Origin of the sequence: Gordonia aichiensis, from assembly GCF_039946255.1 — a bacterium.
Classification (GTDB): Bacteria; Actinomycetota; Actinomycetes; order Mycobacteriales; family Mycobacteriaceae; genus Gordonia; species Gordonia aichiensis_A.
In genome coordinates this window covers 59,825-86,125 of sequence record NZ_JBCDWL010000017.1, presented here as the reverse complement: position 1 = coordinate 86,125, position 26,301 = coordinate 59,825, and the positions used below count along the sequence as shown (strand labels likewise).

Below are 26,301 nucleotides of genomic sequence, written 5' to 3'. Positions count from 1 at the left end.
GTTCAGCCGAAGGGACAGCTCGTGGCCGGCCAGGTTTATCGAGTGCGCTCCGCACTCACCCACGCGGGCCGCAGTGTGCTGCCTGAGCGCGAGCCGAACAGTCCCACCCTGCGGCAGGTGATGGCCGACCGCCGCGAGATCTCGGCGATCACCCGCGAGCGGGTCGCGTCGCCGCTGGTCACCTTCCGTTTCTACGCCACCACGACGCCGGGGAAACTGCTGCTCATCACCTTGGCGATGGTGTTCGCGTGCGGGCTCACCGGCTGGTACTCGTCGATCTCCCTGACCGACCGCAGCCAGACCCTCGAAGCCCTGGTGAACCGCGCCGAACCCCAGGCCGAGGCCGCGGAAGTCCTGTACAGCTCGCTCTCGGTCGCCGACGCCGCCGCGAACTCCGCGTTCATCTCGGGCGGCCGCGAATCACCCGAGCTCCGGCGCGAGTACACCGATTCGATCGCGACCGCGTCGACCGCGCTTGTCGCCGCCGCCGACGGCGTCTCCAGCGGGGCCGAGACCTCGACCGGCGACCGTGCGGCACGCGCCGACCTGGACACGCTCGCCACCGCGATCCCCGTCTACACCGGGCTGATCGAGACCGCCCGCACCAACAACCGACTGGCCAATCCGGTCGGCTCGGCGTATCTCGGCGTGGCGTCGAACCTGATGCTGGGCACGATTCTCCCGGCAGCGCAACGACTGTACGAGGACCGCTCGTCGGCCATCTCCGACCCGCAACGCACGCTGACAGTGCCGCCGTGGGGTGTGTACATCGCGCTGTTCATCATCATCGCGATGCTGATCGTCACCGGCCGCTACCTGGCCAGACGCACGCGCAGGCATTTCAACATCGGTCTGATCGGCGCGTTGAGCGCCCTCGTGCTGGGCACGGTGTGGCTGCTCGTCTCGGGACTGCTGTCGGTGGCTGCGGCCAACACCGCCAAGAGCTCGGGGGCCGAGCCGCTGCACACCCTGACCACCATGCGCATCCTCACCCAGCAGGCGCGTTCGGCGGAGACGCTGTCGTTGGTGAAGCGGACCGATCCCGGCGAGATCGACGCCGGTTTCACCCACGACCTCGAGCAGATCGGCGTCTTCGCGAACCGGCTCTCCAGCACGCCGACCCATGCGAACAACCCGGGGCTGACCCAGCCGATCAACGACGTGCGATCGGCGTTGCAACGATGGCGCAGCGCCCACGAAGAGGTCAGCAGGCGTCTGGCCGGCGGCGACTTCACCGCTGCCCGATCGCTGACGATCGGAAGCGGCAGCATCAGCACCGCCACCGGATACACGGAGGTGAACGACGCGCTGGTCCAGGCGATCGCCGAGGCCCGCGCCACCTTCCGCGACAACATCAATGCCGCGCAGCGCCTGCTCGGCTACACCGGAACCGGGATCGGCGTCCTCTGCGGCATCGCCGCGATCGCACTGGTCGGCGGCCTCACCCCTCGAATCCGGGAGTACCGATGAGCCGACACGCTCGCCTTCGGCGCCTCGCCGCTCTGCTCGCCGTCGTCCTCGTCGGCGTCGCCGGGTGCGCCGCCCAACCGGCTTCGGCGGGAGCGCCGCCGTCGGCCACCGCCACCGTTCCGCTGCCTCCCGACGTGACCTTCGGCGCGCAACCGGACACCCCGCTCCCGACGACCGACTGCGATGCGACCGCGAGCCTTCGCCCCACTGCCATGCCTGCGCCGCGGCAGATGCCCGCCGGGTCGACGATGGCGCGGATCGCCTCGCGGGGACGCCTGATCGTCGGGACCGACCTGGGCAGCAATCCGCTGAGCTTCCGCGATCCGTTCACCGGCGATGTCGTCGGCTTCGACATCGACGTCGCGCACTGGATCGCCGAGGCGATCTTCGGCGACCCCAACGTGATCGAGTATCGGATGCTCTCGAACGAGAATCGCATCAAGGCCCTGGAATCGGGTGCGGTCGACGTCGTCGTCAAGAGCATGTCGATCACGTGCGATCGGCTCAAGTCCGTCTCCTTCTCGGCCCCGTACTACGCCGCCTCCCAGCAGCTCCTGGTGTACCGGAACTCGGGCATCTCGCAGGCCATCGACCTCGCCGACAAGAACGTGTGCGCCACCCGCGCGTCGACGTCGATCGCGCGGGTGCAGCGTCTGGTGCCGAGCGCGCGGTACGTGACGACGGCCAGTTGGGCCGACTGCCTGGTGATGATGCAGCAGGGGCAGGTGGAGGCCATCACCTCCGACGACCCGATCCTGGCGGGCATCGCCTCGCAGGATCCCTGGGTGCACGTCGTCGGCAACAGTCTGGGGACCGAGTACTACGGCGTCGGAATCCACAAGGGTCAAGACGATCTGCAGCGCTTCGTCAACGGCGTCCTGGCCGCGCGGGAAGCCGACGGCAGCTGGCAGCGTTCCTACAATGAGTGGTTGTCGCTGCTGGGTCCGGGCAGCCCGCCACCGATGACATTCCGGGATTGACGGCGATGAGCGAGAAGAAGCAGAAGAAGCGCAAGAAGCTGGCCGAGGAGCCGGTGCAGACGCAGGCGTCGATGATCGACTACGCGGCCACCGAGGGTGCCGATCTGCATGTCCAGACCCAGGCGGGCACCGTGCCGACGCCGATGGCGACGGTCGGCACGCAGGCCGGCACCGCGCCGACCTCCACGCTCACCCAGTCCACCCAGGTCCGACGCATCCTGGACGACATCGCCGCCTCGCGCCGCAAGAGCCGCAAGAGCGCCCACGTCCACGACCGCCGCCTCGGCAGCGAGCTGGTGCAGCTGCCGGAGATCACCGACATCGACCCCGCCGACGCCGTGCTGTCCGACCCGGTGATCGTGGAGAGCAAGCGGAGGTGCTGGAACTGCGGCGAGCCCGTCGGCCGCAAGTCCGGGCGCGGCAAGGGGCCGCTCAGCGGCACCTGCTGGAACTGCGGGTCGCGCTACTCGTTCGTCCCCGGCCTCAAACGCGGAACGCTGGTGGCCGACCAGTACGAGATCGCCGGCGCCATCGCGCACGGCGGCATGGGATGGATCTACCTGGCCGTCGACCACAACGTCTCCGACCGTCCGGTGGTCCTCAAGGGCCTGCTGAACTCGTCCGACTCGCAGGCTCAGGCCGTCGCGATCTCCGAGCGCCAGTTCCTGGCGTCGGTCAACGATCCCGGCATCGTCAAGATCTTCAACTTCGTCGAATGGGTCACCGACGACGGTCGGCCGGTCGGCTACATCGTGATGGAGTACGTCGGCGGTCACACCCTCAAACAGCTGACCACCGGCGACGACGGCAAACCGAAGCTGCTGCCGATCGAGCAGGCGATGGCCTACATCCTGGAGGTGCTGTCGGCCGTCGGCTACCTGCACTCGGTCGGGCTGGTCTACAACGACGTCAAACCCGACAACATCATGATCACCTCCGACGAGGTCAAGCTCATCGACATGGGTGCGGTGTCGGCAATCAACGGCACCGGCCATCTGTACGGGACACCGGGCTTTCAGGCGCCCGAGATCGTGCAGACCGGCCCGCAGGTGGTGACCGACATCTACAGCGTCGGCCGCACCCTGGCCGTGTTGACCGTCGACATGCCGATGACCGACGGTCGGTACGACGACGGGCTGCCCGACCCGCACACGACGCCGCTGTTCGTCGAGAACCCGTCGTTCTACTTCCTGTTGCAGCGCGCCACCTCCCCCGACCCGAACGAGCGGTTCTCGTCCGCCGAGGAGATGACGACGCAGGTCCTCAACGTGCTGCGCGAGACCGTCGCGCTGCACACCGGCGTCCCGCGGCCGTCGATGTCGACGGTGTTCACCCCGCAGCGCTCGACCTTCGGGACCGAGCTGCTGTTGGCGCCCGTCGACGGCTTCTTCGATCCCAAGGACGCCGCGATCCACGATCCGGCCGACATCGCCCACGCCCTCCCGGTCCCCCTGGTGGATCCGGCCGATCCGGCGGCCGGGGTGCTGACCTCGGCGGCGTTGTCGTACCCGCGGCAGACGCTCGACACCATCCGCGCGGCCCGCGCCGACGGCTTCAAGGCGCTGATCCACGCCGAGCCGAGCCGCGTCGACGTCGATCCGCTGCATCCGTCGCTCGAACTCGACCTCGCCGAGGCCCGCGCGCATCTGGAGCTCGGCAACCTCGACACCGCGCTGCAGTTGTTGCGCGAGGTCGCCGTCCACCACGGCGATTCGTGGCGGCTGCAGTGGTACCTGGGGATCTGCTCGCTGCTGAACGCCGAGCCCGAGCTGGCGTTCGACCGATTCCACGAGGTCCTGGAGGCCATGCCGGGTGAGGTCGCACCGAAGCTCGCGGTCGCCGGCACCGCCGAGCTGATCGGCTATTGGCTCTCGGCCGAGGAGTTCACCTCCAACGAGCAGTTGGCGCAGGTGGAGCGGTGGTACGAGATCGCGCGCCAGAACTACCACGACCTGTGGCTGACCGACCACGGCATCGTCTCCGCGGCCTTCGGACTGGCGCGGATGATCTTGGCCGAGGGCAGGCACGACGCCGCCATCGAACCCCTCGACGAGGTGCCGACCACCAGCCGCCACTACGGCACCGCGCAGATCTCCGCGATCGTCACCCTGGTCCACGGCCGACCGCCGAGTGAGGTGAGCCGGTGGGAGCTGTTCGAGGCGGCGGAACGGTTCGAGGAGATCAGCTGGGACGATCCGCGACGCGGCCGCCTGCAGCTCATCATCCTCGGCACGGCCCTGGGGTGGATCGACGCCCATCTCGACGAGGATTTCGCCGCGGACGACTTCCTCGGCTTCCCGTTCAACGAGCACGGTCTCCGCGCGGGCACCGAGCGGTCGCTGCGTGAGCTGGCGAAGGCGACGCGCGACAACCGCGCCCACCGGTTCCTTCTGGTCGACCTGGCGAATCTGATCCGGCCGGCGACACTGTGGTGAGGCACGGCGTCGGATAGTCGCCCATCCGCTCGGTTCATCGACAGACGCGGTGTCCCAGCCACCGCGTCTGTCGACGAAGCACGCGGATGCGCGCCGAGTCAGACGACGCGCCGAGTCAGACGAGCAGGTCCTCGTAGCGGTACTCGGTCGAGATGTCCTCGCCGGCGGCCGACGCGGCCGACTCCCGCTGCTGCAGCTCCACGCGCCGGATCTTGCCCGAGATCGTCTTGGGCAGTTCGAAGAACTCGACGCGACGTACCTTCAGGTAGGGCGCGAGGTGGTCGCGGGCGTACTCCATGATCGTCTTGGCGGTCTCCGCGGTGGGCTCCCAACCCGCGGCCAAGGTCACGTACGCCTTGGGCACCGCCAGCCGGGTCTCGTCGGGTTGCGGGACGATCGCCGCCTCCACCACGGCGGGATGCTCGATGAGCACGCTCTCCAACTCGAACGGAGAGACCTTGTAGTCCGACGATTTGAAGACGTCGTCGGTGCGGCCGACGTACGTGATGTAGCCGTCCGCGTCGCGGGAGGCGACGTCGCCGGTGTGGTAGTAGCCCCCGGCCATCACCGCCTCGTTGCGTTCGGGGTCGCCGAGATAGCCGGTCATCAGGTTGCGCGGATGCTTCGACAGGTCCAGGCAGAGCTCGCCGTCGTCGGACAGTTCGCCGGTCAGCGGGTCGACGAGCACCACCGGGACGCCGGGCATCGGCCGGCCCATCGAGCCGGCCTTGAGCGGCTGGCCGGGCGTGTTGCCGACCTGGAGAGTCGTCTCGGTCTGGCCGAAGCCGTCGCGGATGGTCAGTCCCCACGCCTGCTCGACCTGGCGGATGACGTCGGGGTTCAGCGGCTCGCCCGCTCCGAGGAGCTCGCGCAGACCGGTCGGCTTGGTGCCGAGGTCGGCCTGGATCAGCATCCGCCACACGGTCGGCGGGGCGCAGAAGGTGTTGACGGCCGCCCGGTCGAGCTGGTGCATGAGCGCGGCCGCGTCGAATCGGGAGTAGTTGTAGACGAAGATCGTCGCCTCGGCGATCCACGGGGCGAAGAACAGGCTCCATGCGTGCTTGGCCCAACCGGGCGAGCTGATGGTGAGGTGGACGTCGCCGGGTTTGACGCCGATCCACGCCATCGTGGTGAAGTGTCCGACCGCATAACTGACCTGGGAGTGCTCCACCAGTTTCGGCTTGCTGGTGGTGCCGGAGGTGAAGTAGATGAGCATCGTGTCGTCGACGGCGGTGTCGGAGACGAAGGGGCCCGCCGAGACGACGTCGGCGCTGTCGGCGTACGGCGTCCAGCCCGCCGCGTTCCCGCCGACGACGATGCGGCGGTAGTCGCCGGGCACGTCGTCGAACTTCGCCGTGTCGGCGACGTTGGCGATCACCGTGCCCGCCCCGCCCCGCGAGATCCGGTCGGTGAGATCGGCCGACCCGAGCGCCGACGTCGTCGGCATGACGACCGCGCCGAGCTTCGCGATCGCCAGCATGAGCTCCCACAGCTGCACCTGGTTGCCGAGCATCAGGATGACGCGGTCGCCTTTGCCGACGCCGAGGCTCTGCAGCCAGGTCGCGACTCGGTCGGAGTTCGAGGCCATCTCGTCGAAGGTCACGCGGACCTCCGAGCCGTCCTCCTCGGTGATCCAGAGGGCGAGGCGATCGTTGCCGCGGGCGAAGGCGTCGAACCAGTCGATGGCCCAATTGAAGGTGCCGGTGATGTCCGGCCAACGGAACTCGGCGACAGCACGGTCGTAGTCGTGGATCAGGTCGATCATCTGATCGCGGCTGCGGCGGTAGAGCTCAGTGTTCGTGGTCATGCTCACATGATCCACGTCACAGGAGGTGGAGAACACCCTCCGAAGGGGGGTGCGTGTCGCCGGGTCTCGATACGCGTCCTCCGCTTCGCTCCGGTCGCTACTCGACCAGCCTGAAAAGCACGCCCCAGGATGGTCGAGTAGCCCGCGAACGAAGTGAGCGAGCGTATCGAGACCAGGCGGGCATCGATACGCGTCCTCCGCTTCGCTCCGGTCGCTACTCGACCAACCTATGGAGAGCATTCCCAAGGCTTGTCGAGTAGCCCGCGAACGCAGTGAGCGAGCGTATCGAGACCAGGCGGGCCTCGATACGCGTCCTGCGCTTCGCTCCGGTCGCTACTCGACCAACCTATGGAGAGCATTCCCAAGGCTTGTCGAGTAGCCCGCGAACGAAGTGAGCGAGCGTATCGAGACCGGGCGGACGGCGACTCCTACGGGGTCTGGCCCACGACCTCCATCGCCTGCCGTGCGATCGCCAGCTCTTCGTTCGTCGGCACCACGAGCACGGTGACCTTCGAGTCGGCGGTGGAGATGACGCGCGGGTCCGGGGAGCGGATCGCGTTGCGGTCGGCGTCGATCTCGATTCCGTAGCCGGCCAGCCCGGCGAGGGAGTCGGCACGCACCTGGGCGGCGTTCTCGCCGACGCCGGCGGTGAAGACGATCGCGTCGACGCGGCCGAGTTCGATCATGTAGGCGCCGATGTAGCGGCGCAGTCGGTGCAGGTAGACCTCGTACGCGAGCTTCGCCGACTCGTCGCCCGCCTCGACGCGCTGCAGGACCGCACGGAAGTCGTTCTCGCCGCACATCCCCTTGAGCCCGGAACGCTTGTTGAAGAGGGTGTCGATGTCATCGATCGACATGCCGGCGACCCGCGCGAGCTGGAACACGACGCCCGCATCGATGTCGCCGGTCCGCGTGCCCATCACCAGCCCCTCGAGCGGGGTCATGCCCATCGTCGTGTCGATCGGCTTGCCGCCGGCAACCGCCGACATCGAGGCGCCGTTGCCCAGGTGCAGGACGATCTGGTTCAGCTCCGTCAGATCGCGGCCGAGCACCTCGGCGACCTTGCGGGACACGTACTCGTGACTGGTCCCGTGGAAACCGTAGCGACGCACCGCGTACTCGTCGGCGACCGCCGCATCGAGCGCATACGTCGAGGCGGCAGCGGGGAGATCGTGGAAGAAGGCGGTGTCGAAGATCGCGACGGCAGGCACCCCGGGCAGCAAGGCGGTGACGGCGTCGATGCCGACGAGGTTGGCCGGATTGTGCAGCGGCGCGAGCGGGCAGATCCGCTCGATCTCCGAGCGCACGGCATCGTCGATCAGGGTCGGCTCGAAGAACGACCGTCCCCCGTGCACCACTCGATGCCCGACGGCGGCCAGTCCCGAATCGGCGACGTCGACGCCGTCGGCCGCGAACAGCTCCAGCACCGCGGCGATGGCGGCGTCATGGTCGGCCAACGGTCCCTCGAGGACCACCTCGTGCCCCCGGTACCAGTGCTTGATCCGTGACGTGGACTCGCCGATCTGCTCGGCGAGCCCGTCGGCGATGACCTCCTCCGTCGCCGGATGCAGCACCTGGTACTTCAGCGACGACGAACCCGCGTTGACCACGAGCACCGAGCCGTCGATGGGCGCCTCGCTCATGCGTCGGCCTCCTTGCTGTTCAGGGCTTTCTTGTTGTTCTGGGCCTGGATGGCGGTGATCGCGACCGTGTTGACGATGTCGGAGACCAGCGCACCGCGCGAGAGATCGTTCATCGGCTTATTGAGTCCCTGCAGAACCGGACCGATCGCAATGGCGCCCGCACTGCGCTGCACCGCCTTGTAGGTGTTGTTGCCGGTGTTGAGGTCGGGGAAGATCAGCACCGTCGCGCGGCCGGCGACCGGCGAGTCCGGCATCTTCGACGCGGCGACCGTCGGCTCGATGGCCGCGTCGTACTGGATCGGCCCCTCCACCAGCAGTTCCGGCGCCCGTTCCCGGACCAGGCCGGTGGCGGTGGCCACCTTCTCCACGTCCTTGCCCGATCCGGACCCGCCGGTGGAGTACGACAGCATCGCGATCCGCTGGTCGATGCCGAAGGCGGCCGCGGTCCGCGCCGACGAGATCGCGATGTCGGCGAGCTCCTCGGCCGTGGGGTCGGGGACGACGGCGCAGTCGCCGTAGGTGAGGACCTTGTCCGCCAGGCACATGAAGAACACGCTCGACACGGTCGACACGCCGGGCACGGTCTTGATGATCTCGAAAGCGGGGCGAATGGTCTGCGCGGTGGTGTGGACGGCACCCGACACCATGCCGTCGACGAGCCCGGTGTGCAGCATCATCGTCCCGAAGTAGGACTCGTCGCGCACCACCTCCGAGGCCCGTTCCAAGGTCATGCCCTTGTGCTTGCGGAGTTCCACGTACAGCGGCGCGAACTCGTCGGCCAGCGGTGAGGTGGCGGGATCGATGACGTCAACCGCGGACAGGTCGATGCCGAGCTCGTTGCCGCGACGGCGCACTGCGTCGGGATCGCCGAGCAGGGTCAGTTTCGCGACGCCGCGGCGCAGCAGGCGGTCGGTGGCGCGCAGGATGCGGTCGTCGTTGCCCTCGGGCAGCACGATGTGCTGCGGATCGGACTTGGCCTGGGCGATGAGCTGATACTCGAACATCTGCGGGGTCATCACCGCGGGCTCATGCAGGTCGAGTTCGGCGAGCAGATCGGTCGGCGAGACGTACTTCTCCATCAGCGCGAGCGCCGCGTCGATCTTGCGCACCGAGCCGGTCGCCATCCGACCGCGCGTATGCGCGGCGGTGCGGGCCGTCTCGTATGTGCCGTGATCGCACGAGATGATCGGCAGGGTCGGCCGCAGGCCCTTGACCAGCGCGTCGATCATCGGGTGCGGGTGCAGACCGCCGTTGATGATGATGCCGGCCAGGCGCGGGAAGCCGTCGGCGGCATTGGCGTTGACCAGCGCCAGCAGCACGTCGGAGCGGTCGGCGGGTGCGATCACGACCATCGATTCGCTGAGCCGTTCCAGGATGTGCTCGACGGTCATGCCGCCGACCATCACCTCCATCGCCTCGCGTTCGAGCAGGTCGGCGTCGCCGGAGTACAGGGATCCGCCGAGCGCCTCGCACAGCTCGGTCATGGTCGGCGCCACCAGGATCGGCTCCTCGGGCAGCGCCCACGACTTGATGCCGAGCCCGGCGAGGGCGATGGACACCTCGCGGCGCCGCTCCGGATCGCACCGGTTGGCGACGACGGCGCAGGTGGTGGCGTGCGCGGTCTTGATGTCGGCGACCAGCAGATCGGCGACCGCCCGCACCTCGGCGGGCTCACGGTCGAAGGCCTTGACGACGAGGATGATGGGCGCGGCCAGGTTCGCGGCGATGCGGGCGTTGAAGCTCAGTTCGGACGGGGAGGCGACATCGGTGTAGTCCGAGCCGATCACCAGCACGTTGTCGCACTGCTGCGCGACGGCGTGATAGCGGGCGACGATCTCGGCGACGGCCGCGTCGGGATCGGCGTGCACATCGTCGTAGGTGACGCCGATGCACTGCTCGTAGGGCACGTCGACGGAGGCGTACTGATGCAGGAGGTCGAGGACGTAGTCGCGCTCGCCCGCTGCCGCGCGCGAGATGGGGCGGAAGACGCCCACCCGACCACCGGCGGCGGTGAGGACCGCGAGCACGCCGAGCGCGATGGTCGACTTCCCGGTGTCTCCTTCGGCTGACGCGACATAGATGCTGCGGGCACCGGTACTTGTCATAACCCCAGAGTACTGGCCGAGGCCGCTACTCCACAGTACGCGGCTCCGACCGGCGGGCCGACGGCTCAGCGCACCACAGCGCGCACCACGAGATCGGCGATCTCATCGTGCGACAGGCAGCTGTCGGGCACCAGCATGCACGAGTACACCACCCGCACCATGAATTCGCTGCCGCCGCGGACCGTCGGGTACAGCGCGGCTTCCTCGTCGGGTTCCACGTCGGGCAGGGTGGCGTCGACGATCATGTCGATGAGCGACGGCCGGCCCGAGCCGGAGGCGCTGATCAGGGCGCGCACGACCTCCTCAGGTTCGTTGCGCAGCACGTACTGGAGCGCCTCGTGCTCGGCGATGTAGGCCAGCGACCGCCGGACCCGTTCCCGGATCCGCTCGCTGACGTCGGACTCCTGCGCCCCCCACTCGATCATCTGCTGGCGCAGTTGCTCCAGTTCGCGGGACATGATGGCGGCGACGAGGGCGTCCCGGCCGCCGAACATCCGGTAGGCGGTGGCCCGCGCGACGCCCGCCTGTCGGGCCACCGAGGTCAGGCTGAGCGCCTTGGCCCCGAAGCGCGAGACGAGCGCGACGCCCACATCCACCAATCGGTCACGATCCATGGATTAGACGGTAGCGAATCTCACCGGCGCACCCGCATGAACTTCGATCCCCGGTGTCCTAGTGTCCGGTACCGGGCACTAGTCGTCGATGTAGTGCATCGCCGCCTCTTCGGCGGAGGCTCCGGCGCCGTCGACGCCGGCGTCGGTCGCCAGCAGCTGATTGTCGACGTCGGGCCCGAACCCCTCGTCGGGGGCGATCAACCGACCCGCACGACGGGTCCCGACCTCCTCGTGTTCCGGATAGTCGGGGTCGTCGCGTTCGGCATAGTCATGGTCGTCGCCTTCGGCGTCGTAGTCGACGTCCGGTTCCTCCTCGGCCAGCCGGGAGTCGAGGCAGTCGTGTTCGCGGTTCGCGGGCGCGTAGTCCGGCGGCGAGTACCCGCGGTCGAGGACATCGGCCAGCTCGGTGTCCTCGAGGGTGTCCTCGGGCTGCAGCTGGTCGGTGTCGTCCCTGTCGTACTCACCGCCGTCGTATGCATCGCGAGCGCTCATGTGTCCAGGCTATCGCGGTCGGCGACCGTCTGACATCACCTTCGCCAGGGCTCGTAGCTGCGCGGATCCTCGATCGGTTCGAGGTGGATCGTCGGCACCAGATCCGCCACCGCCTCATGCAGCGCGGCCTCGACCTCTTCGAGGAGATCATGCCCGCGCTGCACGCTCCAGGCGCCGGGCACCAGCATGTGCAGCTGCACGAAGCGCAGGTGCCCGGCTTCGCGCGTCCGGACGTCGTGGAAGTCGACGCCGTCACTGCGGAAGCGGTCGAGCACGGCGTCGATGGCGGCGCGTTCGGTGTCGGGGATGGCGGTGTCCATCAGTCCCCTGGTCGACTGCGACACCAGCCGGTAGCCGACGAAGACGATGTTGACGGCCACGACGATCGCGATGACCGGGTCGAGCACCGACCACCCGGTGAGGGCGACGACGGCGACGCCGATCACCACCCCCGCGGTGGTCCAGACATCGGTCATCAGGTGCTTGCCGTCGGCCTCCAGGGTGAGCGACCGGTACCGCCGGCCCACCCGGATCAGTTGCCAGGCCACCGCGGCGTTGATGACCGACGCCAGCACGGAGACGGCCAGGCCGATCCCGACCGATTCCAGCTCGCGCGGATTCAGGAGCCGCTCCACGGCGGTCGCGATGATCACCACCGCGGCGACGGCGATCATCACCCCTTCGATGACCGCGGAGAAGTACTCACTCTTGACGTGCCCGAAGTTGTGGTCGTCGTCGGCCGGTTTGGCGGCGATCCGCAGGGCGATGAAGGCGACCACCGCGGCGACGAGGTTGACCACGGACTCGGCGGCGTCGGACAGCAGGCCCACCGATCCGGTCAGCGCCCACGCCAGCATCTTGAGCGCGATGACCACGATCGACGTCGCAATGCTCAGCAGCGCCCACTTGCTCAGGTCCCGAGTCTTCTCCGTCACCGGGCCATCATCGCGCAGCCCGGCCGACGGCGCATCCGCCGACACGTCATTACCGCCATTGCGCTGCGGAAACCCGACGATCCGGGGACGATGGAGACATGCTCGACGAGTTGAACGACCAAGCCCTCGCCGACTACGACGCCGGCCGGTTCACCCTTGCCCTCGCGGGCTTCTCCGTACTCCGGGAGACCCGTGCGCGACGGGAGGGTCCGTACTCGGTCAAGTACCTTGCCGCACTGCACAACAGCGTCCGCTGCATGTCCAAGCTGGAGATGTGGACCGACTCGGATCTGCTGTGCAGCGAATTGCACAGCAAGTACGTGCGCACCCTCGGGCGCGGTCAGTCAGTGACCGTCGACGTGGCCAAGCACTGGGCGTGGGCGATGATGCACATGCGGGATCTGCGCGCGGCGATCAACCTCTACCTCACGACGGCCGACGCGATGTGGGACTCCGACTCGGCCGGGGCTCGCCGGTTGATCGGCGCCGCCGCGGCGGTCCCGGCGGTACGACCCGCGGCCCTGGTCTGGAAGGGCATCGTCGACGGCGTCGTCCTGCGGCACACCGACGAGTTGCTGACGGTCCTCGGCTCGTGGACCGAGGTGCTCTCCGAGGAGGAGAACGCCAAGCCGACCATCACCTTGGACGGGCTGGCCCTGACGGCCTGACGAGTTGGGGACGTGCCGGGGAGGTACGACTAAGCGAGCACGGCGCCGACCTTGCTCGGCACGGTGAACAGCGTCACCAGGCTGACCACGATCAACAGGACCGCCAGAATCCACAGGATCGCCGACAACGTCGCGACCGCAGGCAGGACGATCATCGCGATGCCCGCCAGCACCGAGACCACGCCGGAGACGACGACCAGCCACGCCGGCACCATCGTCTGAGTCAGCCGGGCCCCGAACAGGTCCTGGAAGCCGCCGACGATCCAGCCGACGCCGATGAACATTCCGAGCAGGACCAGCGACTGGGACGGGTTGATCGTGGCCAGGACGCCGACGGCCGACACCACGCCGCCGAACACCCCCAGCAGCAGTCGCAGCGACGACGGCGCGCGGGTGAGCGCGAACGCGGCGAACAGTCGAGTCACGCCGGCCACGATCAGCGCGATGCCGAAGAGCACACCGACGACGGCCAGCGATGCCCGCGGCCACACCAGCACGGCGATGCCGAGCGCGAGTCCGACCAGCGACGAGAAGATCACGAAGGTCCGGACCGCGCCGACCGCGTCGTTCGGCAAGGCGGACGGTGTTGCGTGAGTGGTCATGAACGCAGCGTAGCGTGAGGCCGTATGGCAACCATGAGCTTCTTCACCACCGACGGCGCCGGTCGCTTCGACCCGACCGACTACGCGTTGAGTCTGTGGGGACCGGATGCACTCAACGGCCCTGCCGTCTGCGCCGTCGCCGCCTACGCGGCCGAGAACGCCGGGGTGCCGAACGGTTTCGCGCCGGCACGGTTCACGCTCGAGTTGTTCAAGAGCGCCCGCAAGCTGCCGACCACCACGGAGACGAAGACGATCCGCGACGGTCATCGGATCCGCGTGGTCGAAGTGTCGGTGAACCAGTTCGACGGCGCCGAGTCCGCGACGGTCGCGCGCGGCAACGTGGTCTTCCTGAAGCAGGGCGACAACCCGCCCGGCGCCCGCTGGCAGCGACCGGCGCAGGAGCAGACCTTCACGCCGCCGTCGTCGGTCGGCGAGGGGTACCGGCCGTGGTTCCGGACCGAGTCCCAGGACTGGACCACCGATATGGGGTCGATGCAGAACGCCGACCGGCTGAGCCTCTACACGCGGCCCTTCAACGTGGTCGACGGCCAGACGCCCACAGCCTTTCAACGCGCCGTGATCGCCGCGGAGTCGACGTCCCTCGTCACCAACATCGGCGACGGCGGAATCGGGTTCATCAACTGCGATCTGACCGTCGCCCTCACCCGCCTGCCGGCCGGGGACCGGTTGGGCGTCGAGGCCGACTCGCACCTGGAGAGCGCCGGGCTGTCGGTCGGGACCGCCAACCTGTACGACGAGCACGGTCAGTTCGGGGTCGGGCTGGTGACCGCCGTCGACAACACGCGCGCCATGATCGACTTCTCGAAGATGAAGCCGAACTCGTTCCGCGCGCCCGAGCTGAGCTGACGCGACGGGTGAGGTCGGCCCCGCACCGCCGCCGGAGCGGTAGTGTCCTGTGTCACAGGGGTTTGTTCTTCGGAGGCAGTCGTGACCAACAGGTATCTCAGATACGGAGACCGTCGCTTCATCATCACGCGTGAGATCCAATCTCGCCTGGATCGCGCGCTGGACAAGGTCTACGCCAGCGGCAGCAGCGGGCACGAATGGCTCAGCCTCTACCCCGACAGCGAAGCCGAGTGCCGGCTCCTGATCGCTGCAGGCGTGCCGATCAGCATCGAGACCGAACCGCAGTTCGACGGTCCGCACTGATTCTCGCCCGCTCGGCATCGATCGCTGTGCACCGGCGGCAGGTCATGGAACCGCTCGGGTGCGGGCCGTCTCGGCGGCGTGGATCTCGTCGATCGTCGAGTCGACCGCCCGTTCCCGCTCGGCCTCGCGTCGGGCATGTCGCGGCGCGATGAGCCGAGCGTCGACGACGCGGTACGCCGTGTACACCGCCCCGGCCAGCCCCCACCCCAGCAGGATGTCGAAGACGTAGTGCTCGGCGGTGTAGACCAGCGCGAAGGCCATCGCCCACGCGTAGCCCATGAACATCGTCCTCCCGAGCCATCGGGTCCGCGGCCACATGAACAGCGCGAGGATCATCGTCAACCCGGCGTGCAGCGAGGGGATCGCGGCGACCAGGTTCGACTTGGCCTGCCCGATGTTGATCGCGCGCATCACCAGATCGAGTCCGACGACGCGCCACCCGCGGTCGGAGATCCTCTCCACGTAGGGGTTGGCGCCGTCGTGCTGCGGCTGCACCTCCCCCAGGATGTTGTCCGGAACCGCGCCGCCGCGGTAGTACATGCACGGTGGATCGTGCGGGTTGTCGGCGACCTGCGACGCCGTGCACCTGGCCGCCGCCCACGGCGGTGCCGCGGGCACCAGCGAGTAGCCCACCAGTCCCAGGAAGCTGACGGCGATGAAGCAGGCGGCGAAGCGTCGCCACACCTGCCGGTCGCGCACCCACAGCACCGCGGCCGTGGCGTAGGGGACGATGAAGTACGACATGTAGACGACGCTCACGACCACCTCCCACCACGGCGGCGAGGCCTCCTTCAAATGCGCCTGCAGCCAGACGGTGAGATTGGTCCCGAACATCCATCGGTCGACGTCGGGGGCGAGCAGCCAGTGGGTCGGCATGTCGAGCCACAGGGCGACGTCGCGCGTCCAGTCGTACAGCATCAGGATCAGCACGAACGGGAGCCAGTCGATGAACAGCGCGCTCATCCGCCGTCGGCCCACCGTCGCCGCCGCCATCCCGAAGGCCAGGATGACGATCAGGCTGGTCCGATCGGCGGCGATCCCCTCCCGCCAGAAGAACAGACCCACCGAGACCGCCCACACCGCGAGCAGCGATCGACGCAGCAGTCGGTAGTCGCGGGCCTTCTCCTCGACGACCACGATCGGAGCCGAGGGCGGGGCGGGTGCGGATTCGGTGGGACCTGCGACGGTCGGGACGTCGGCGGTCGAGGCGGCAGGCGGTTCGTCGGCTCGCGGCTCGTCGGCTCGCGGCTCGTCGGCTCGCGCTTCGTCGGCCGGTGGTTCGCCGACAGTCCTGTCTTCAACAGGAGAGTCGTCGACGGCCAGCGCCTCGTCCGGCTCCCCCGATCCGCGGATCGGCACCTCCCTGACACTCACGCGAGTCCTCCTGACGGCCGGGGCCGCACACCCGACGGCGTGCTCGACCGCCCGCGCCGAACTCTATAGAAGTTTGCTCGCAGTTTGGTTCGCGTACACATTTCGGCCGCACTCCACCCGGCCCGCGGGCTGCGGTCGAACCGATAGGCTGGCGGTATGCGTGTTGGAGCCCATCTTCGCCAGGACGAGAACCCGATCGCGACCGCCGAGGAACTCGGGATCGACATCTTCCAGATGTTCGTCGCCGATCCGCAGGGATGGAAGAAGCCGGTCCCGCATCCACATGCCGACGAGATCCGCGAGTCGCCGATCGACGTCGTGGTGCATTCGAGCTACCTGATCAACGTCGCAAGCCTGAACAACCGACTGCGGATGCCGTCGCGCAAGGCGGTCGAGCAGCAGGCGGCGGCCGCCGCCGAGCTGGGGGCGATCGGCCTCGTCGTCCACGGCGGGCACCTCAAGGACGGCGAGGACGCCGCCGAGGGGTTCGCCAATTGGCGCAAGCTGTTCGAGCGGCAGGCCGACAAGGGCGGCTTCGGGGTGCCGATCCTGATCGAGAACACCGCGGGCGGCGATCACGCGATGGCTCGCACGCTCGAGTCGATCGAACGCCTGTGGGATGCCGTCGGCGACTTCCCCGAAGCGGGCTTCTGCCTGGACACCTGTCATGCGTGGGCCGGCGGCGAGGACCTGGTCGGCCTGGTCGAACGGATCAAGGCGATCACCGGCCGCATCGACTTGATTCACCTGAACAACTCCCGCGACGAATTCGACTCCGGACGAGATCGTCACGCCAATCTGGAATCCGGACAGATCGACGCGGAGGTGCTGGCCGAACTGATGAGAACCGCCGACGCGCCCGGCGTGCTCGAGACGCCGGGCGACGGGATCGCAGCCGACCTCGAGTACTTGCGAGCGAACTGACCCGCCGTCCGCTTGCAATTGTCAGCGGGACCACACGGAGACCGTATTGTCCCGACGTGACGCTACCGGTATCGTGTCAATAGTTACCGGCAAGTAACTTATCGGCTCCGTGTCAGCCACCGGAGTGCGACCGGCAATCGAACTTCCAGAACAGCGAGTTAGGAAAACCATGGGCCATTACAAGTCCAACCTGCGCGACCTGCACTTCAACCTCTTCGAGATGTACGAGCTCGACAAGGTCCTGGCCTCCGGCGCCTTCGGCGACCTCGACCACGAGACCGCCGTCGACATGCTCCGCGAAGTGAAGAACCTCGCCGAAGGCGTCATCGCCGACTCGTTCGCCGATGCCGATCGCAACCCGCCGGTGTTCGACCCCGCCAACCACACGGTGACCATCCCCGAGAGCTTCGCCAAGAGCTACCACGCCTTCATCGATGCCGGCTGGGACAAGGTCGGCGTCGACGAGAACCTGGGCGGCCTGCCCGCACCGCGCTCGCTGTACTGGGCGCTGGGCGAGATGATCCTGGGCGCCAACCCGCCGGTGTTCATGTACGCCGCGGGCTCGGGCTTCGCGAACATCTTCTACGACAACGGCACCGATGAGCAGAAGAAGTGGGCCGCCATCTGCGCCGAGCGCGGCTGGGGCGCCACCATGGTGCTCACCGAGCCCGACGCGGGCTCCGACGTCGGCGCGGGCACCACGAAGGCCAGCCTCCAGGAGGACGGCACCTGGCACATCGAGGGCGTCAAGCGCTTCATCACCTCGGCCGACCAGGACATGACCGAGAACATCTTCCACCTGGTCCTCGCGCGCCCCGAAGGCGCCGGTCCGGGCACCAAGGGCCTGTCGCTGTTCTTCGTCCCCAAGTTCCACTTCGACCACGAGACCGGCGAGCTGGGTGAGCGCAACGGCGCCTTCGTCACCGGCGTCGAGCACAAGATGGGCATCAAGGCCTCGGCCACCTGCGAGGTCAGCTTCGGTCTGCACGGCACCCCCGCCAAGGGCTGGCTGGTCGGCGAGGTCCATTCCGGCATCGCGCAGATGTTCGACGTGATCGAGCACGCTCGCATGATGGTCGGCACCAAGGCCATCTCGACGCTGTCGACCGGCTACCTGAACGCCCTCGAGTACGCCAAGGAGCGTGTGCAGGGCGCCGACCTGACCCAGATGATGGACAAGACCGCTCCGCGCGTCACCATCACCCATCACCCGGACGTGCGTCGCGCCCTGATGACGCAGAAGGCGTACGCCGAGGGCTTGCGCGCGGTCTACCTGTACACCGCCTCGCACCAGGACCCGGTGGCCGCCGAGATCGTCTCCGGCGCCGACGCGAAGATGGCCCACAAGGTCAACGACCTGCTGCTGCCGATCGTCAAGGGCGTCGGCTCCGAGCGCGCCTACGAGAAGCTCACCGAGTCGCTGCAGACCCTGGGCGGCTCCGGCTTCCTGCAGGACTACCCGATCGAGCAGTACATCCGCGACTCGAAGATCGACTCGCTGTACGAGGGCACCACCGCGATCCAGGCGCAGGACTTCTTCTTCCGCAAGATCATCCGCGACAAGGGCCAGGCGCTCGGCCACGTCGCCGGTCAGGTCCAGGACTTCATCGAGAACGGCAAGGGCTTCGATGCCGAGCGCGCACTCCTGGCGACCGCCCTCGGCGACGTCCAGGCGATGGCCGCCAAGCTCACCGGCTGGCTGATGTCCGCCCAGGAGGACCCGAAGCAGCTGTACCTGGTCGGCACCGCCTCGGTGCGCTTCCTGCTCGCCGTCGGCGACTTGGTGATCGGCTGGCTGCTGCTGCGCCAGGCGGTCGTCGCGCAGGCCGCTCTCGACGCCGGCGCCACCGGCGACGACAAGGCCTTCTACGAGGGCAAGGTCGCCTCGGGCGTGTTCTTCGCCAAGAACATGCTGCCGCTGCTGACCTCGGTGCGTCACATCGTCGAGAACAACGTCGACAACGACATCATGGAGCTCGACGAAGCCGCCTTCTGATCGAACCTCGATCGACTCACGACACGCAGAACCCCGCCGGGCGACCGGCGGGGTTCTGCGTGTCCGGGGTGGCGTAGAGGCGCCCGGCGCGTAGGAATCGCTGCTGCTACGAGGCGTTCGCGGCGGCCAGGACCGCCGGGAGCAGCCCGGGATAGGCGGCCTCCACCTCGTCGGAGCGCAGTTCGTACCGCGCTCCCTGGCCGACGGCACGACGTTCGACGAGCCCCGCGGCCCGCAGGATCTTGAAGTGATGGCTCGCGGTCGCCTTGGTCACGGTGTCGTACAACTGGGCGCACGAGAGCGTGTCGTCGGCGTTGTGGAGGCGGCGGACCATCTCCAGCCGCACCGGATCGGCCAAGGCGCTCAGCACCGACTGGAGGTCGGCGACCGCCTCGCGCCCGTCGGTCGGGACATCGGTCGTCGTCATGGCTGAAGGCTCCTCGATCCATACCGTTTGATGACCATCGAACAGTGCCGTACTCTCGAAACAGTTCGATCGCCATCAAACATACCCGAGGATGCCATGGCCAGCACCGCCGTCGCCGCGACGCAGAGAACGCAGACCGTCCACCCACAGCGGTGGTCGTACCTGCTGCTCCTGTCCCTGCTGGCATTGGCCCTCGGATGCTCCGGTCTGCCGTCACCGCTGTATCCGATCTACCAGGAGCAGTGGGACATGAGCCCGCTGACCGTCACCGTCGTCTTCGCGGTCTACGCGATCGGCGCCCTCGGATCCGCGTTGACTGTCGGACCGATCTCCGACGCCGTCGGCCGCAAACCGGTGCTCATCACCGCGCTGGTGTCGATCCTGACCGGACTGGTGCTGTTCCTCATCGCCACCAGCGCCTGGCAGCTGATTCTCGCGCGCTTCCTGCACGGCATGGCGATCGGTGCGATCACCGTCGTCGCCGGTGCGGCACTGCTCGACGTGCGCCCGCACGACGGCGCCCGCAACGGCATGGCCAGCGGGGTCGCCCTCAACGTCGGCATCACGATCACCGTCCTCGGGGCGGCCGCCGCCGCGCAGTGGACGACCCATCCGCTCCGGGTGCCGTTCGCCGTGGTCGGCGTCGTGGTGTTGGCGATGCTGGCCGCGGTGATCGCCCTGGCGGAGCCGCACACGGGCCGCACCGGCGGACGCGTCCGAATCCAGCGACCGTCGATCCCCCAGGAGATCGCCTCCGACTTCTGGTTCTCGGGCATCGGCATCATGACGTCCTGGTCGGTGCTCGGCGTCTTCCTCAGTCTCTATCCGGCACTGACCCAGCAGGCGACCGGTCACACCTCGATCATCTTCGTCGGCATCGTCGTCGCGGTGATGGCCGCGGCGTCGGCGGCCTCGCAGTGGCTCAGCGGCCGCATCGACCCCCGCAAGGCCGCGATCACCGGCGACCTCGGGATGATCGTCTCGCTGCTGTGCGCCATCTGGGCGCTGCGCAGCGGTTCCACCGCGTTCGTGATCATCGATTCGATCGTCCTCGGTGCGGCGTTCGGCCTGGCCTTCGGCGGCTCGCTGCGTCACCTCAACGACGTGGCACCGCCCGAAGCCCGCGGCAGAGTGATGAGCGCCTACTACCTTCTCGGATACCTCGCCATGGGTATCCCGACGGTGATCGCCGGCGCGCTGTCGTCCCGGTTCGGCACCGCCGCGGTCTTCCCGTGGTTCGCCGTCGCCGTCGCGCTGGCCTGCCTGGTCGCCGCGTTGCTCGGCGCCCTCGGCGGGCGCACCAGACCCGTCGCCGAATCCCCGGTCAACCTCTGAATCCGTGGTCGGCGCGTATGCCCGCCGCATCGAGCAGGCTGAACCGGGGTCTCGATACGCCGCCTCGCTGCGCTCGGTGGCTACTCGACCACCCTGTTGGAGTCCGCTTCTGCCAGGGGCCGGTGAGCGAGTAGCCCGCAACGCCGTGAGCGAGCCTTCCGGGCTCAGCGAGTAGCCCGCGAACGAAGTGAGCGAGCGTATCGAGATGCCACACCACGACCGGGGTCTCGATACGCCGCCTCGCTGCGCTCGGTGGCTACTCGACCAGCCTGTTAGCCCGCGTCTTCCAGGCTCATCGAGTAGCGAGCGTATCGAGATGCAGCGCCGACCGTCGCGTCTACGAGCCGTCGATCCCGAGGTCGACGAGCAGTTCCTCGGCGATGCGCTCGAGATCGCCGCGGATGACGGCGAGGTCGGCACTCGGCGGAACCAGCACCTCGAACTGCGCCTCGAAGAGCATGCCGCCCGCCATCGGCGCCTCCCGCGTACCGGTGGTCATCTTCTCGATCGACACTCCGCTCGAGCTGAGCGCCGCCGAAAGCTCCTGAACGATCCCCGCACGATCGTTGCCCAGGACGCCGATCGTCAGACCCGCCCACTCGGAGGTGCGCGAGGCGCCCGCTCCCGCGTCGTGCACCGCGACTTCCAGCAGCCCGTCGAGTCCGGTCACCGCACCGATCAGTTCGTCGGCCTGCTCGGCCGACACCGCGACCACCACGATCCCGGCGAACTTTCCGGCCAGGTGCGCGAGCTGGCCGCGCTCCCAGTTGCCTCCATGAGAGGCCACCGCATCGGCCAGCGCCGACACCAGGCCCGGACGGTCGTCCCCGATTACCGACAGCACCAGATTCCGCATGTCTGCCAGCCTATCCGGCCGCACACGAACCGGCGGGAACTTCACAATCAGCACGAACATTCAAGCATCACAATGGAATTCAGACCCCCATCTAATTAGACAATTCGGTATCGCAGATACGCCCACGGAAACTACTCTTCAGTACGGGTCTAAATGTACTTACGGGTAACCCTTGCCGACAGATTCCCACCAGTCGGGAATCGACCGAATCTGACCCATGACCACGCCAGATGTGCGTCAAGTCGTACCGAGTCAGATTCCTCACAAACCATTGATGGCGGCAATTTATTTGCTTAACGTAATTCACATCAAGCCGAGTTCTCGGCACATTCTCACCAGTGAATGAACTCCTCGAGAACTCCGTTTGAATTCCCTGTTTCGTCATCTCATTGATCGACGAAACGGCAACTCTCGACAGATTAGGACGATGTGACCGACCTCCGCACCCCTGCCGCGACCACCGCTCCCTCCCACCGGATCTCCGTCGCCGAGCTCCCCTCCCTGGCCGGCCGAGATCTCGGAACATCCCAGCGCATCCGCATCACCCAGGAGCAGATCGACGCGTTCGCGGCCGCGACCGGCGATCACCAGTGGATCCACGTCGACCCGGAGCGCGCGAAGGACGGACCGTTCGGCACCACCATCGCGCACGGCTATCTGACCCTGGCGCTGGCCGTCCCCCTGTTCTGGGAGATCCTCGATGTCGACGACGCCACCCAGATCATCAACTACGGACTCAACAAGGTTCGTTTCCCGGCTCCGGTCCCGGTGGACTCCGAGGTCGGCGCCTCGGCCCGCATTCTCGCCGTCGATCCGGTGCGAGGCGGTTCGCAATTGACCGTGGCACTGACATTCACCGCTGCGGGAATCGATCGTCCCGTCTGCGTCGCGGAGATGATCATCCGCTACCTCGGCGCCGACGCATAATCCACCCGCGCCGCCCCGACACCTCCACTCCCCGAATCAGTAAAGCAGCAGTATGAAGCATCCCCTCCTCACCCGTATCAGCGCCGAGATCGATCCGGTCGGCTTCCTCGAAGCCACCGTCAGGACCGCAGGCGAGACAGCGAAGAACCCCCTCGGCGTCGCGCGAGCCACCGGCGACTTCGCGACCCGCCTGCTGAAGCTCCCCGGAGCGACCACCCGGGTCGCACTCGGCCTCGGCGACGCCCCGCGCGCCCCCGAGTCGCTGCGCGACCGCCGCTTCGCCGACACCGCCTGGCAGGAGAACCCCGGCTACTACGCGATCGCCGAGTCGTACTTCGCGACGCGTCGTTACGCACTGGATCTGATCGATCTCGCGGGCGACGACGCGGCCACCACCGCCAAGGCCCGGACCTTCGTCGAGTTGCTCTCGGACATGTTCGCGCCGACGAACTCGCCGCTGACGAACCCGACCGTCCTGACCAAGGCGATCGCCACCGGCGGCAAGTCGCTGGCGCGCGGCGCCCAGCACGCCGTGTCCGATGCCGTCAAACGTAACGGCCGCCCGCTGCGCGTGGACATGGACGCCTTCACCGTGGGTGAGAACATGGCGTGCACACCCGGCCAGGTGGTGTACCGGAACGAACTCATCGAACTGATCCAGTACACGCCGCAGACCGAGCAGGTCCATGCCGTGCCCATGCTCGCGAGCCCGCCGTGGATCAACAAGTACTACGTGATGGACCTGGCGCCCGACCGCAGCCTCATCGAATGGGCCGTCAAGCACAACCGCACGGTCTTCGCCGTCTCGTATCGCAATCCCGGCGCCGACATGAGCACCGTGACCTTCGACGACTACCTGACGCTGGGCATCCGCGCAGCGCTCGATGTGGTCCAGGAGATCACCGGCGCGCCCAAGGTCGACGTCACCGCGGTCTGCCTGGGCGGTGCGATGGCAGCCATCGCCGCGGGCACCGGCGACGAGCGGATCGGCGATCTGACCCTGATCAACACCCTGCTCGACTACTCCGCGCCCGGCGAGCTGGGCATGATGACCGACCCGGAGACGCTCGACAAGGTCGAGGCGCTGATGGCCAAGAAGGGCTACCTGGCCGGCGACGACATGGCCCAGACCTTCGACCTCCTGCGCGCCAACGATCTGATCTTCAACTACTGGGTCTCGCGCTGGATGCTCGGCGAGGAGCCGCCGGCCTTCGATCTGCTGGTGTGGAACGAGGACTCGACCAATATGCCCGCCGCCATGCACATCCAGTACCTGCGCGAGTTGTACGGACAGAATCTGCTGGCCGCCGGCGAGTTCGAGATCTGCGGCACCAAGGTCGACCTGAGCGCAGTCACCGGCAACGTCTACATCGTCGGCGCCGTGAAGGATCACATCGTTCCGTGGAAGTCGTCGTACGCCGGGGCACGACTGTTCGGCGACGACGTCCGGTACGTGCAGTCCAACGGCGGACACATCGCGGGCATCGTCAACCCGCCGAACAAGAAGAGCTGGGCCGCCGCGCTCGGCGAACCCGATGCACCCGCCATGCCCGCACTCCCCGAGGATCCGGACCAGTGGCGCGAGGCCGCCACGGTCTTCGACTGCTCGTGGTGGGAGGACTGGGTGCGCTGGTACACGCCCCGCGCCGGTGAACTGCAGGCTCCGCCGTCGATGGGCAGCAAGGCGCATCCCGTGCTGGCCGCGGCGCCGGGCACCTACGTGTTCAGCTGACCGGCGAACACCCCCTGGACAGTTAGCAATCATCGTGCTAACGTGTTAATTATCGAGCGGTCAAGCGCTCGAAGCCCCGAGACTTCCGAACCCACCAGGAGATTCACATGACCACGAACCAGAAGGTCGCCGACAAGGTCCTCAACACCGCCGACGAGGCGACCAAGCAGATCCAGAACATCTCGGAGACCCTGCTGGCCACCTCCAAGCAGACCGCGCTCGCGTCGGTCGAGGCCTACGCCAAGTCGGTCGACACCGTCCTCGACTTCCAGCTCAAGTTCGCCGGCGCCACCGGCGTCGCAGCCGTCGACGACCTCGTCGCCGCGCAGGTCAAGCTCTTCGGCGACCTGAACGCCGCAGGCGTCTCGGCCGCTCGCTCGGTCCTCGCCTGATCACAGCCGATCACAGCGCACGCGAGAAGGGCGCGAACCCCACTGGGGTTCGCGCCCTTCTTGCGTTCTGCACCTGGATCTCAGCCGTCACCTCGTCGCCGATTGGCGACCGTCACGCCGCGGAAGGTCTCGTACATCTCTTCGAGGGCCGCGCGTTGAGCACGGGTCAGGTCCGGGTCGCGGCGGATCGCCGCGACCACCTCCGGCTGCCCCTCGGGGTCCGACGGGCGCGCCGAGGCGGCCAGCGAGTCCGCCGACAGGTGGAGGTTGTGGGCGATGGCCTCCAGCACCCGGTCGCTCGGCTCGCGCAGGTTCCGCTCGATCTGGGACAGATACGGGTTGGAGATGCCGACCATCTCGGCGAGCTTGCGCATCGGCAGGGCCGCCAACTCCCGCTGAGTCCGGATCAGCTCCCCGAGCGTGGGCGGGCGGGGGTCTGCGTCACTCATGCCCCCATGTTAATGCCACGACGGCGTGGCGATCCGCCCCGGAAGACGAGTCCCCCGCGGGCGATGTCGGGAAGACACCGCGCGCGGGGGACTCGTTCTGCTGCCGGGTTGAGCCCGATCTACTTCGGAGGCATCCGGATGCCGCCGTCGACGCGGACGACTTCGGCGTTCATGTAGGAGTTGGTGATCAGCTCCTCGACCATCGACGCCAGCTCGTCCGGCACGCCGAGGCGCTTCGGGAACAGGACGCTCTCGCCGAGCTTGGCCTTGAAGGCCTCCGACTCGGGGCCGGTGCCGTAGATCGGGGTGTCGATCAGGCCGGGGGCGATGCAGTTGACGCGGATGCCCGCGGCCGACAGGTCGCGCGCGACCGGCAGGGTCATGCCGACGACACCGCCCTTCGACGACGAGTAGGCGGCCTGGCCGATCTGGCCGTCGAACGCGGCGACCGACGCCAGGTTGACGATCGCGCCGCGCTCGCCGTTGGCGTTGGGCTCGTTGCGGCTCATCGCGGTGGCGGCCAGGCGCACGGTGTCGAAGGTGCCGATCAAGTTGATCGCGATGACCTTCTTGTAGAGGTCGAGGTTGTGCGCGGAGGCGAACTCGCCGTCGCGGCCGATGGTGCGCTGCGCCCATCCGATGCCCGCCGAGTTGACGACGGCCTTCAGCGGCCCGAGCTCCACGGCCTTGGTGACGGCCGCTTCGATCTGCGCAGTGTCGGTCACGTCGACGGTGACGAAGGCGCCGCCGATCTCCTTGGCCAGGGCCTCGCCGTCTTCGGCCTTCAGATCGGCGATGACGACCTTGGCTCCGCGGGCGGCGAGCCGGCGGGCCGAGGCCGCACCGATGCCCGACGCACCGCCGGTCACGATTGCACTTGCTCCAGTGATATCCATGTCGCGAGCTTAGCGGTCGGTGACCGAAGGCACACCGCCGGGCTGCAACACGTTCCAGTTCGGAGTTTCGAT

At 67.9% G+C, this 26,301-nt stretch carries 24 protein-coding genes; 12 read left to right on the top strand and 12 right to left on the bottom strand.

Annotated elements, in window-relative coordinates; translation table 11 throughout:
* Window positions 1-21: 21 nt before the first annotated feature.
* Genes AAFO60_RS17055 through AAFO60_RS17045 form a run of 3 tightly spaced genes read left to right on the top strand, consistent with a single transcriptional unit; the run spans window position 22 to window position 4,885 of the window.
* A complete protein-coding gene (locus tag AAFO60_RS17055) occupies window positions 22-1,470 on the top strand; it encodes a hypothetical protein (protein WP_424307743.1) in 1,449 nt (482 codons plus the stop codon).
* A complete protein-coding gene (locus AAFO60_RS17050; protein ID WP_347957422.1) occupies window positions 1,467-2,450 on the top strand; it encodes a glutamate ABC transporter substrate-binding protein in 984 nt (327 codons plus the stop codon). The genes AAFO60_RS17055 and AAFO60_RS17050 overlap by 4 nt, the downstream gene beginning before the upstream one ends.
* Before the next feature lie 5 nt (window positions 2,451-2,455).
* Window positions 2,456-4,885, top strand: a complete 2,430-nt coding sequence (locus tag AAFO60_RS17045) for a serine/threonine-protein kinase (protein ID WP_347957421.1) — start codon at window positions 2,456-2,458, stop codon at window positions 4,883-4,885.
* A gap of 115 nt (window positions 4,886-5,000) precedes the next feature.
* On the opposite strand, the gene AAFO60_RS17040 is transcribed toward AAFO60_RS17045, so the two are convergent.
* From AAFO60_RS17040 to AAFO60_RS17015, 6 genes are all read right to left on the bottom strand, one after another.
* Window positions 5,001-6,692: an AMP-binding protein gene (locus AAFO60_RS17040; RefSeq protein WP_347957420.1), complete on the bottom strand. Its 1,692-nt coding sequence runs from the start codon at window positions 6,690-6,692 to the stop codon at window positions 5,001-5,003.
* Between the two features lie 428 nt (window positions 6,693-7,120).
* Complete coding sequence (locus AAFO60_RS17035) at window positions 7,121-8,335, bottom strand: acetate kinase (protein ID WP_347957419.1); 1,215 nt, start codon at window positions 8,333-8,335, stop codon at window positions 7,121-7,123.
* Window positions 8,332-10,440: a phosphate acetyltransferase gene (gene pta, locus AAFO60_RS17030; RefSeq protein WP_347957418.1), complete on the bottom strand. Its 2,109-nt coding sequence runs from the start codon at window positions 10,438-10,440 to the stop codon at window positions 8,332-8,334. The genes AAFO60_RS17035 and pta overlap by 4 nt, the downstream gene beginning before the upstream one ends.
* 65 nt (window positions 10,441-10,505) lie before the next feature.
* Window positions 10,506-11,054, bottom strand: a complete 549-nt coding sequence (locus tag AAFO60_RS17025; RefSeq protein WP_347957417.1) for a TetR/AcrR family transcriptional regulator — start codon at window positions 11,052-11,054, stop codon at window positions 10,506-10,508.
* A 78-nt stretch (window positions 11,055-11,132) separates the two neighbouring features.
* Window positions 11,133-11,546, bottom strand: a complete 414-nt coding sequence (locus AAFO60_RS17020; protein WP_347957416.1) for a DUF5709 domain-containing protein — start codon at window positions 11,544-11,546, stop codon at window positions 11,133-11,135.
* Window positions 11,547-11,581: 35 nt separating this feature from the next.
* The gene (locus AAFO60_RS17015) at window positions 11,582-12,481 is read right to left on the bottom strand and encodes a cation diffusion facilitator family transporter (RefSeq protein WP_347957415.1); all 900 of its coding nucleotides are present in this window, start codon (window positions 12,479-12,481) and stop codon (window positions 11,582-11,584) included.
* Window positions 12,482-12,579: 98 nt separating this feature from the next.
* On the opposite strand from AAFO60_RS17015, the gene AAFO60_RS17010 reads away from it, so the two are divergent.
* On the top strand, window positions 12,580-13,149 hold the full coding sequence (locus tag AAFO60_RS17010) for a hypothetical protein (RefSeq protein WP_347957414.1): 570 nt from the start codon (window positions 12,580-12,582) through the stop codon (window positions 13,147-13,149).
* A 29-nt stretch (window positions 13,150-13,178) separates the two neighbouring features.
* Here the strand turns inward: AAFO60_RS17010 and AAFO60_RS17005 are convergent, their stop codons facing one another.
* Window positions 13,179-13,751, bottom strand: coding sequence for an HdeD family acid-resistance protein (locus tag AAFO60_RS17005; RefSeq protein ID WP_347957413.1), 573 nt, complete (start codon window positions 13,749-13,751; stop codon window positions 13,179-13,181).
* Window positions 13,752-13,775: 24 nt separating this feature from the next.
* Here AAFO60_RS17005 and AAFO60_RS17000 point away from each other — a divergent pair, with 24 nt between their 5' ends.
* Together AAFO60_RS17000 and AAFO60_RS16995 are read left to right on the top strand one after the other, a co-directional pair.
* Window positions 13,776-14,618: an acyl-CoA thioesterase domain-containing protein gene (locus tag AAFO60_RS17000; RefSeq protein WP_347957412.1), complete on the top strand. Its 843-nt coding sequence runs from the start codon at window positions 13,776-13,778 to the stop codon at window positions 14,616-14,618.
* Window positions 14,619-14,699: 81 nt separating this feature from the next.
* Entirely contained in the window at window positions 14,700-14,921 is a 222-nt protein-coding gene (locus AAFO60_RS16995; protein WP_347957411.1) for a hypothetical protein, read from the top strand.
* A 42-nt stretch (window positions 14,922-14,963) separates the two neighbouring features.
* Here AAFO60_RS16995 and AAFO60_RS16990 read toward each other — a convergent pair whose 3' ends face one another.
* Window positions 14,964-16,295 carry a phosphatase PAP2 family protein gene (locus AAFO60_RS16990; RefSeq protein ID WP_432211723.1) on the bottom strand — a complete coding sequence of 444 codons (1,332 nt, stop codon included), beginning with the start codon at window positions 16,293-16,295 and terminating at the stop codon, window positions 14,964-14,966.
* A gap of 156 nt (window positions 16,296-16,451) precedes the next feature.
* On the opposite strand from AAFO60_RS16990, the gene AAFO60_RS16985 reads away from it, so the two are divergent.
* Window positions 16,452-17,219 carry a deoxyribonuclease IV gene (locus tag AAFO60_RS16985; protein WP_347957410.1) on the top strand — a complete coding sequence of 256 codons (768 nt, stop codon included), beginning with the start codon at window positions 16,452-16,454 and terminating at the stop codon, window positions 17,217-17,219.
* A 169-nt stretch (window positions 17,220-17,388) separates the two neighbouring features.
* Complete coding sequence (locus AAFO60_RS16980) at window positions 17,389-19,215, top strand: acyl-CoA dehydrogenase (RefSeq protein WP_347957409.1); 1,827 nt, start codon at window positions 17,389-17,391, stop codon at window positions 19,213-19,215.
* 106 nt (window positions 19,216-19,321) lie between these two features.
* On the opposite strand, the gene AAFO60_RS16975 is transcribed toward AAFO60_RS16980, so the two are convergent.
* Window positions 19,322-19,642: an ArsR/SmtB family transcription factor gene (locus AAFO60_RS16975; protein ID WP_347957408.1), complete on the bottom strand. Its 321-nt coding sequence runs from the start codon at window positions 19,640-19,642 to the stop codon at window positions 19,322-19,324.
* A gap of 96 nt (window positions 19,643-19,738) precedes the next feature.
* Between AAFO60_RS16975 and AAFO60_RS16970 the strand changes: the two genes are divergently transcribed.
* Window positions 19,739-20,977, top strand: coding sequence for an MFS transporter (locus AAFO60_RS16970; RefSeq protein ID WP_347957407.1), 1,239 nt, complete (start codon window positions 19,739-19,741; stop codon window positions 20,975-20,977).
* Window positions 20,978-21,314: 337 nt separating this feature from the next.
* Here the strand turns inward: AAFO60_RS16970 and AAFO60_RS16965 are convergent, their stop codons facing one another.
* On the bottom strand, window positions 21,315-21,833 hold the full coding sequence (locus AAFO60_RS16965) for a glycine cleavage system protein R (protein WP_347957406.1): 519 nt from the start codon (window positions 21,831-21,833) through the stop codon (window positions 21,315-21,317).
* A gap of 429 nt (window positions 21,834-22,262) precedes the next feature.
* Between AAFO60_RS16965 and AAFO60_RS16960 the strand changes: the two genes are divergently transcribed.
* The 3 genes from AAFO60_RS16960 (at window position 22,263) to AAFO60_RS16950 (ending at window position 24,884) form a co-directional block, all read left to right on the top strand.
* The gene (locus AAFO60_RS16960) at window positions 22,263-22,760 is read left to right on the top strand and encodes a MaoC family dehydratase (protein WP_347957405.1); all 498 of its coding nucleotides are present in this window, start codon (window positions 22,263-22,265) and stop codon (window positions 22,758-22,760) included.
* A gap of 52 nt (window positions 22,761-22,812) precedes the next feature.
* Window positions 22,813-24,492, top strand: a complete 1,680-nt coding sequence (locus AAFO60_RS16955) for a PHA/PHB synthase family protein (RefSeq protein ID WP_347957404.1) — start codon at window positions 22,813-22,815, stop codon at window positions 24,490-24,492.
* Window positions 24,493-24,599: 107 nt separating this feature from the next.
* Window positions 24,600-24,884: a hypothetical protein gene (locus AAFO60_RS16950; protein ID WP_347957403.1), complete on the top strand. Its 285-nt coding sequence runs from the start codon at window positions 24,600-24,602 to the stop codon at window positions 24,882-24,884.
* A gap of 80 nt (window positions 24,885-24,964) precedes the next feature.
* On the opposite strand, the gene AAFO60_RS16945 is transcribed toward AAFO60_RS16950, so the two are convergent.
* Entirely contained in the window at window positions 24,965-25,333 is a 369-nt protein-coding gene (locus AAFO60_RS16945; RefSeq protein WP_347957402.1) for a helix-turn-helix domain-containing protein, read from the bottom strand.
* A 119-nt stretch (window positions 25,334-25,452) separates the two neighbouring features.
* Window positions 25,453-26,229 carry an SDR family NAD(P)-dependent oxidoreductase gene (locus tag AAFO60_RS16940; protein WP_347957401.1) on the bottom strand — a complete coding sequence of 259 codons (777 nt, stop codon included), beginning with the start codon at window positions 26,227-26,229 and terminating at the stop codon, window positions 25,453-25,455.
* Window positions 26,230-26,301 lie beyond the last annotated feature (72 nt).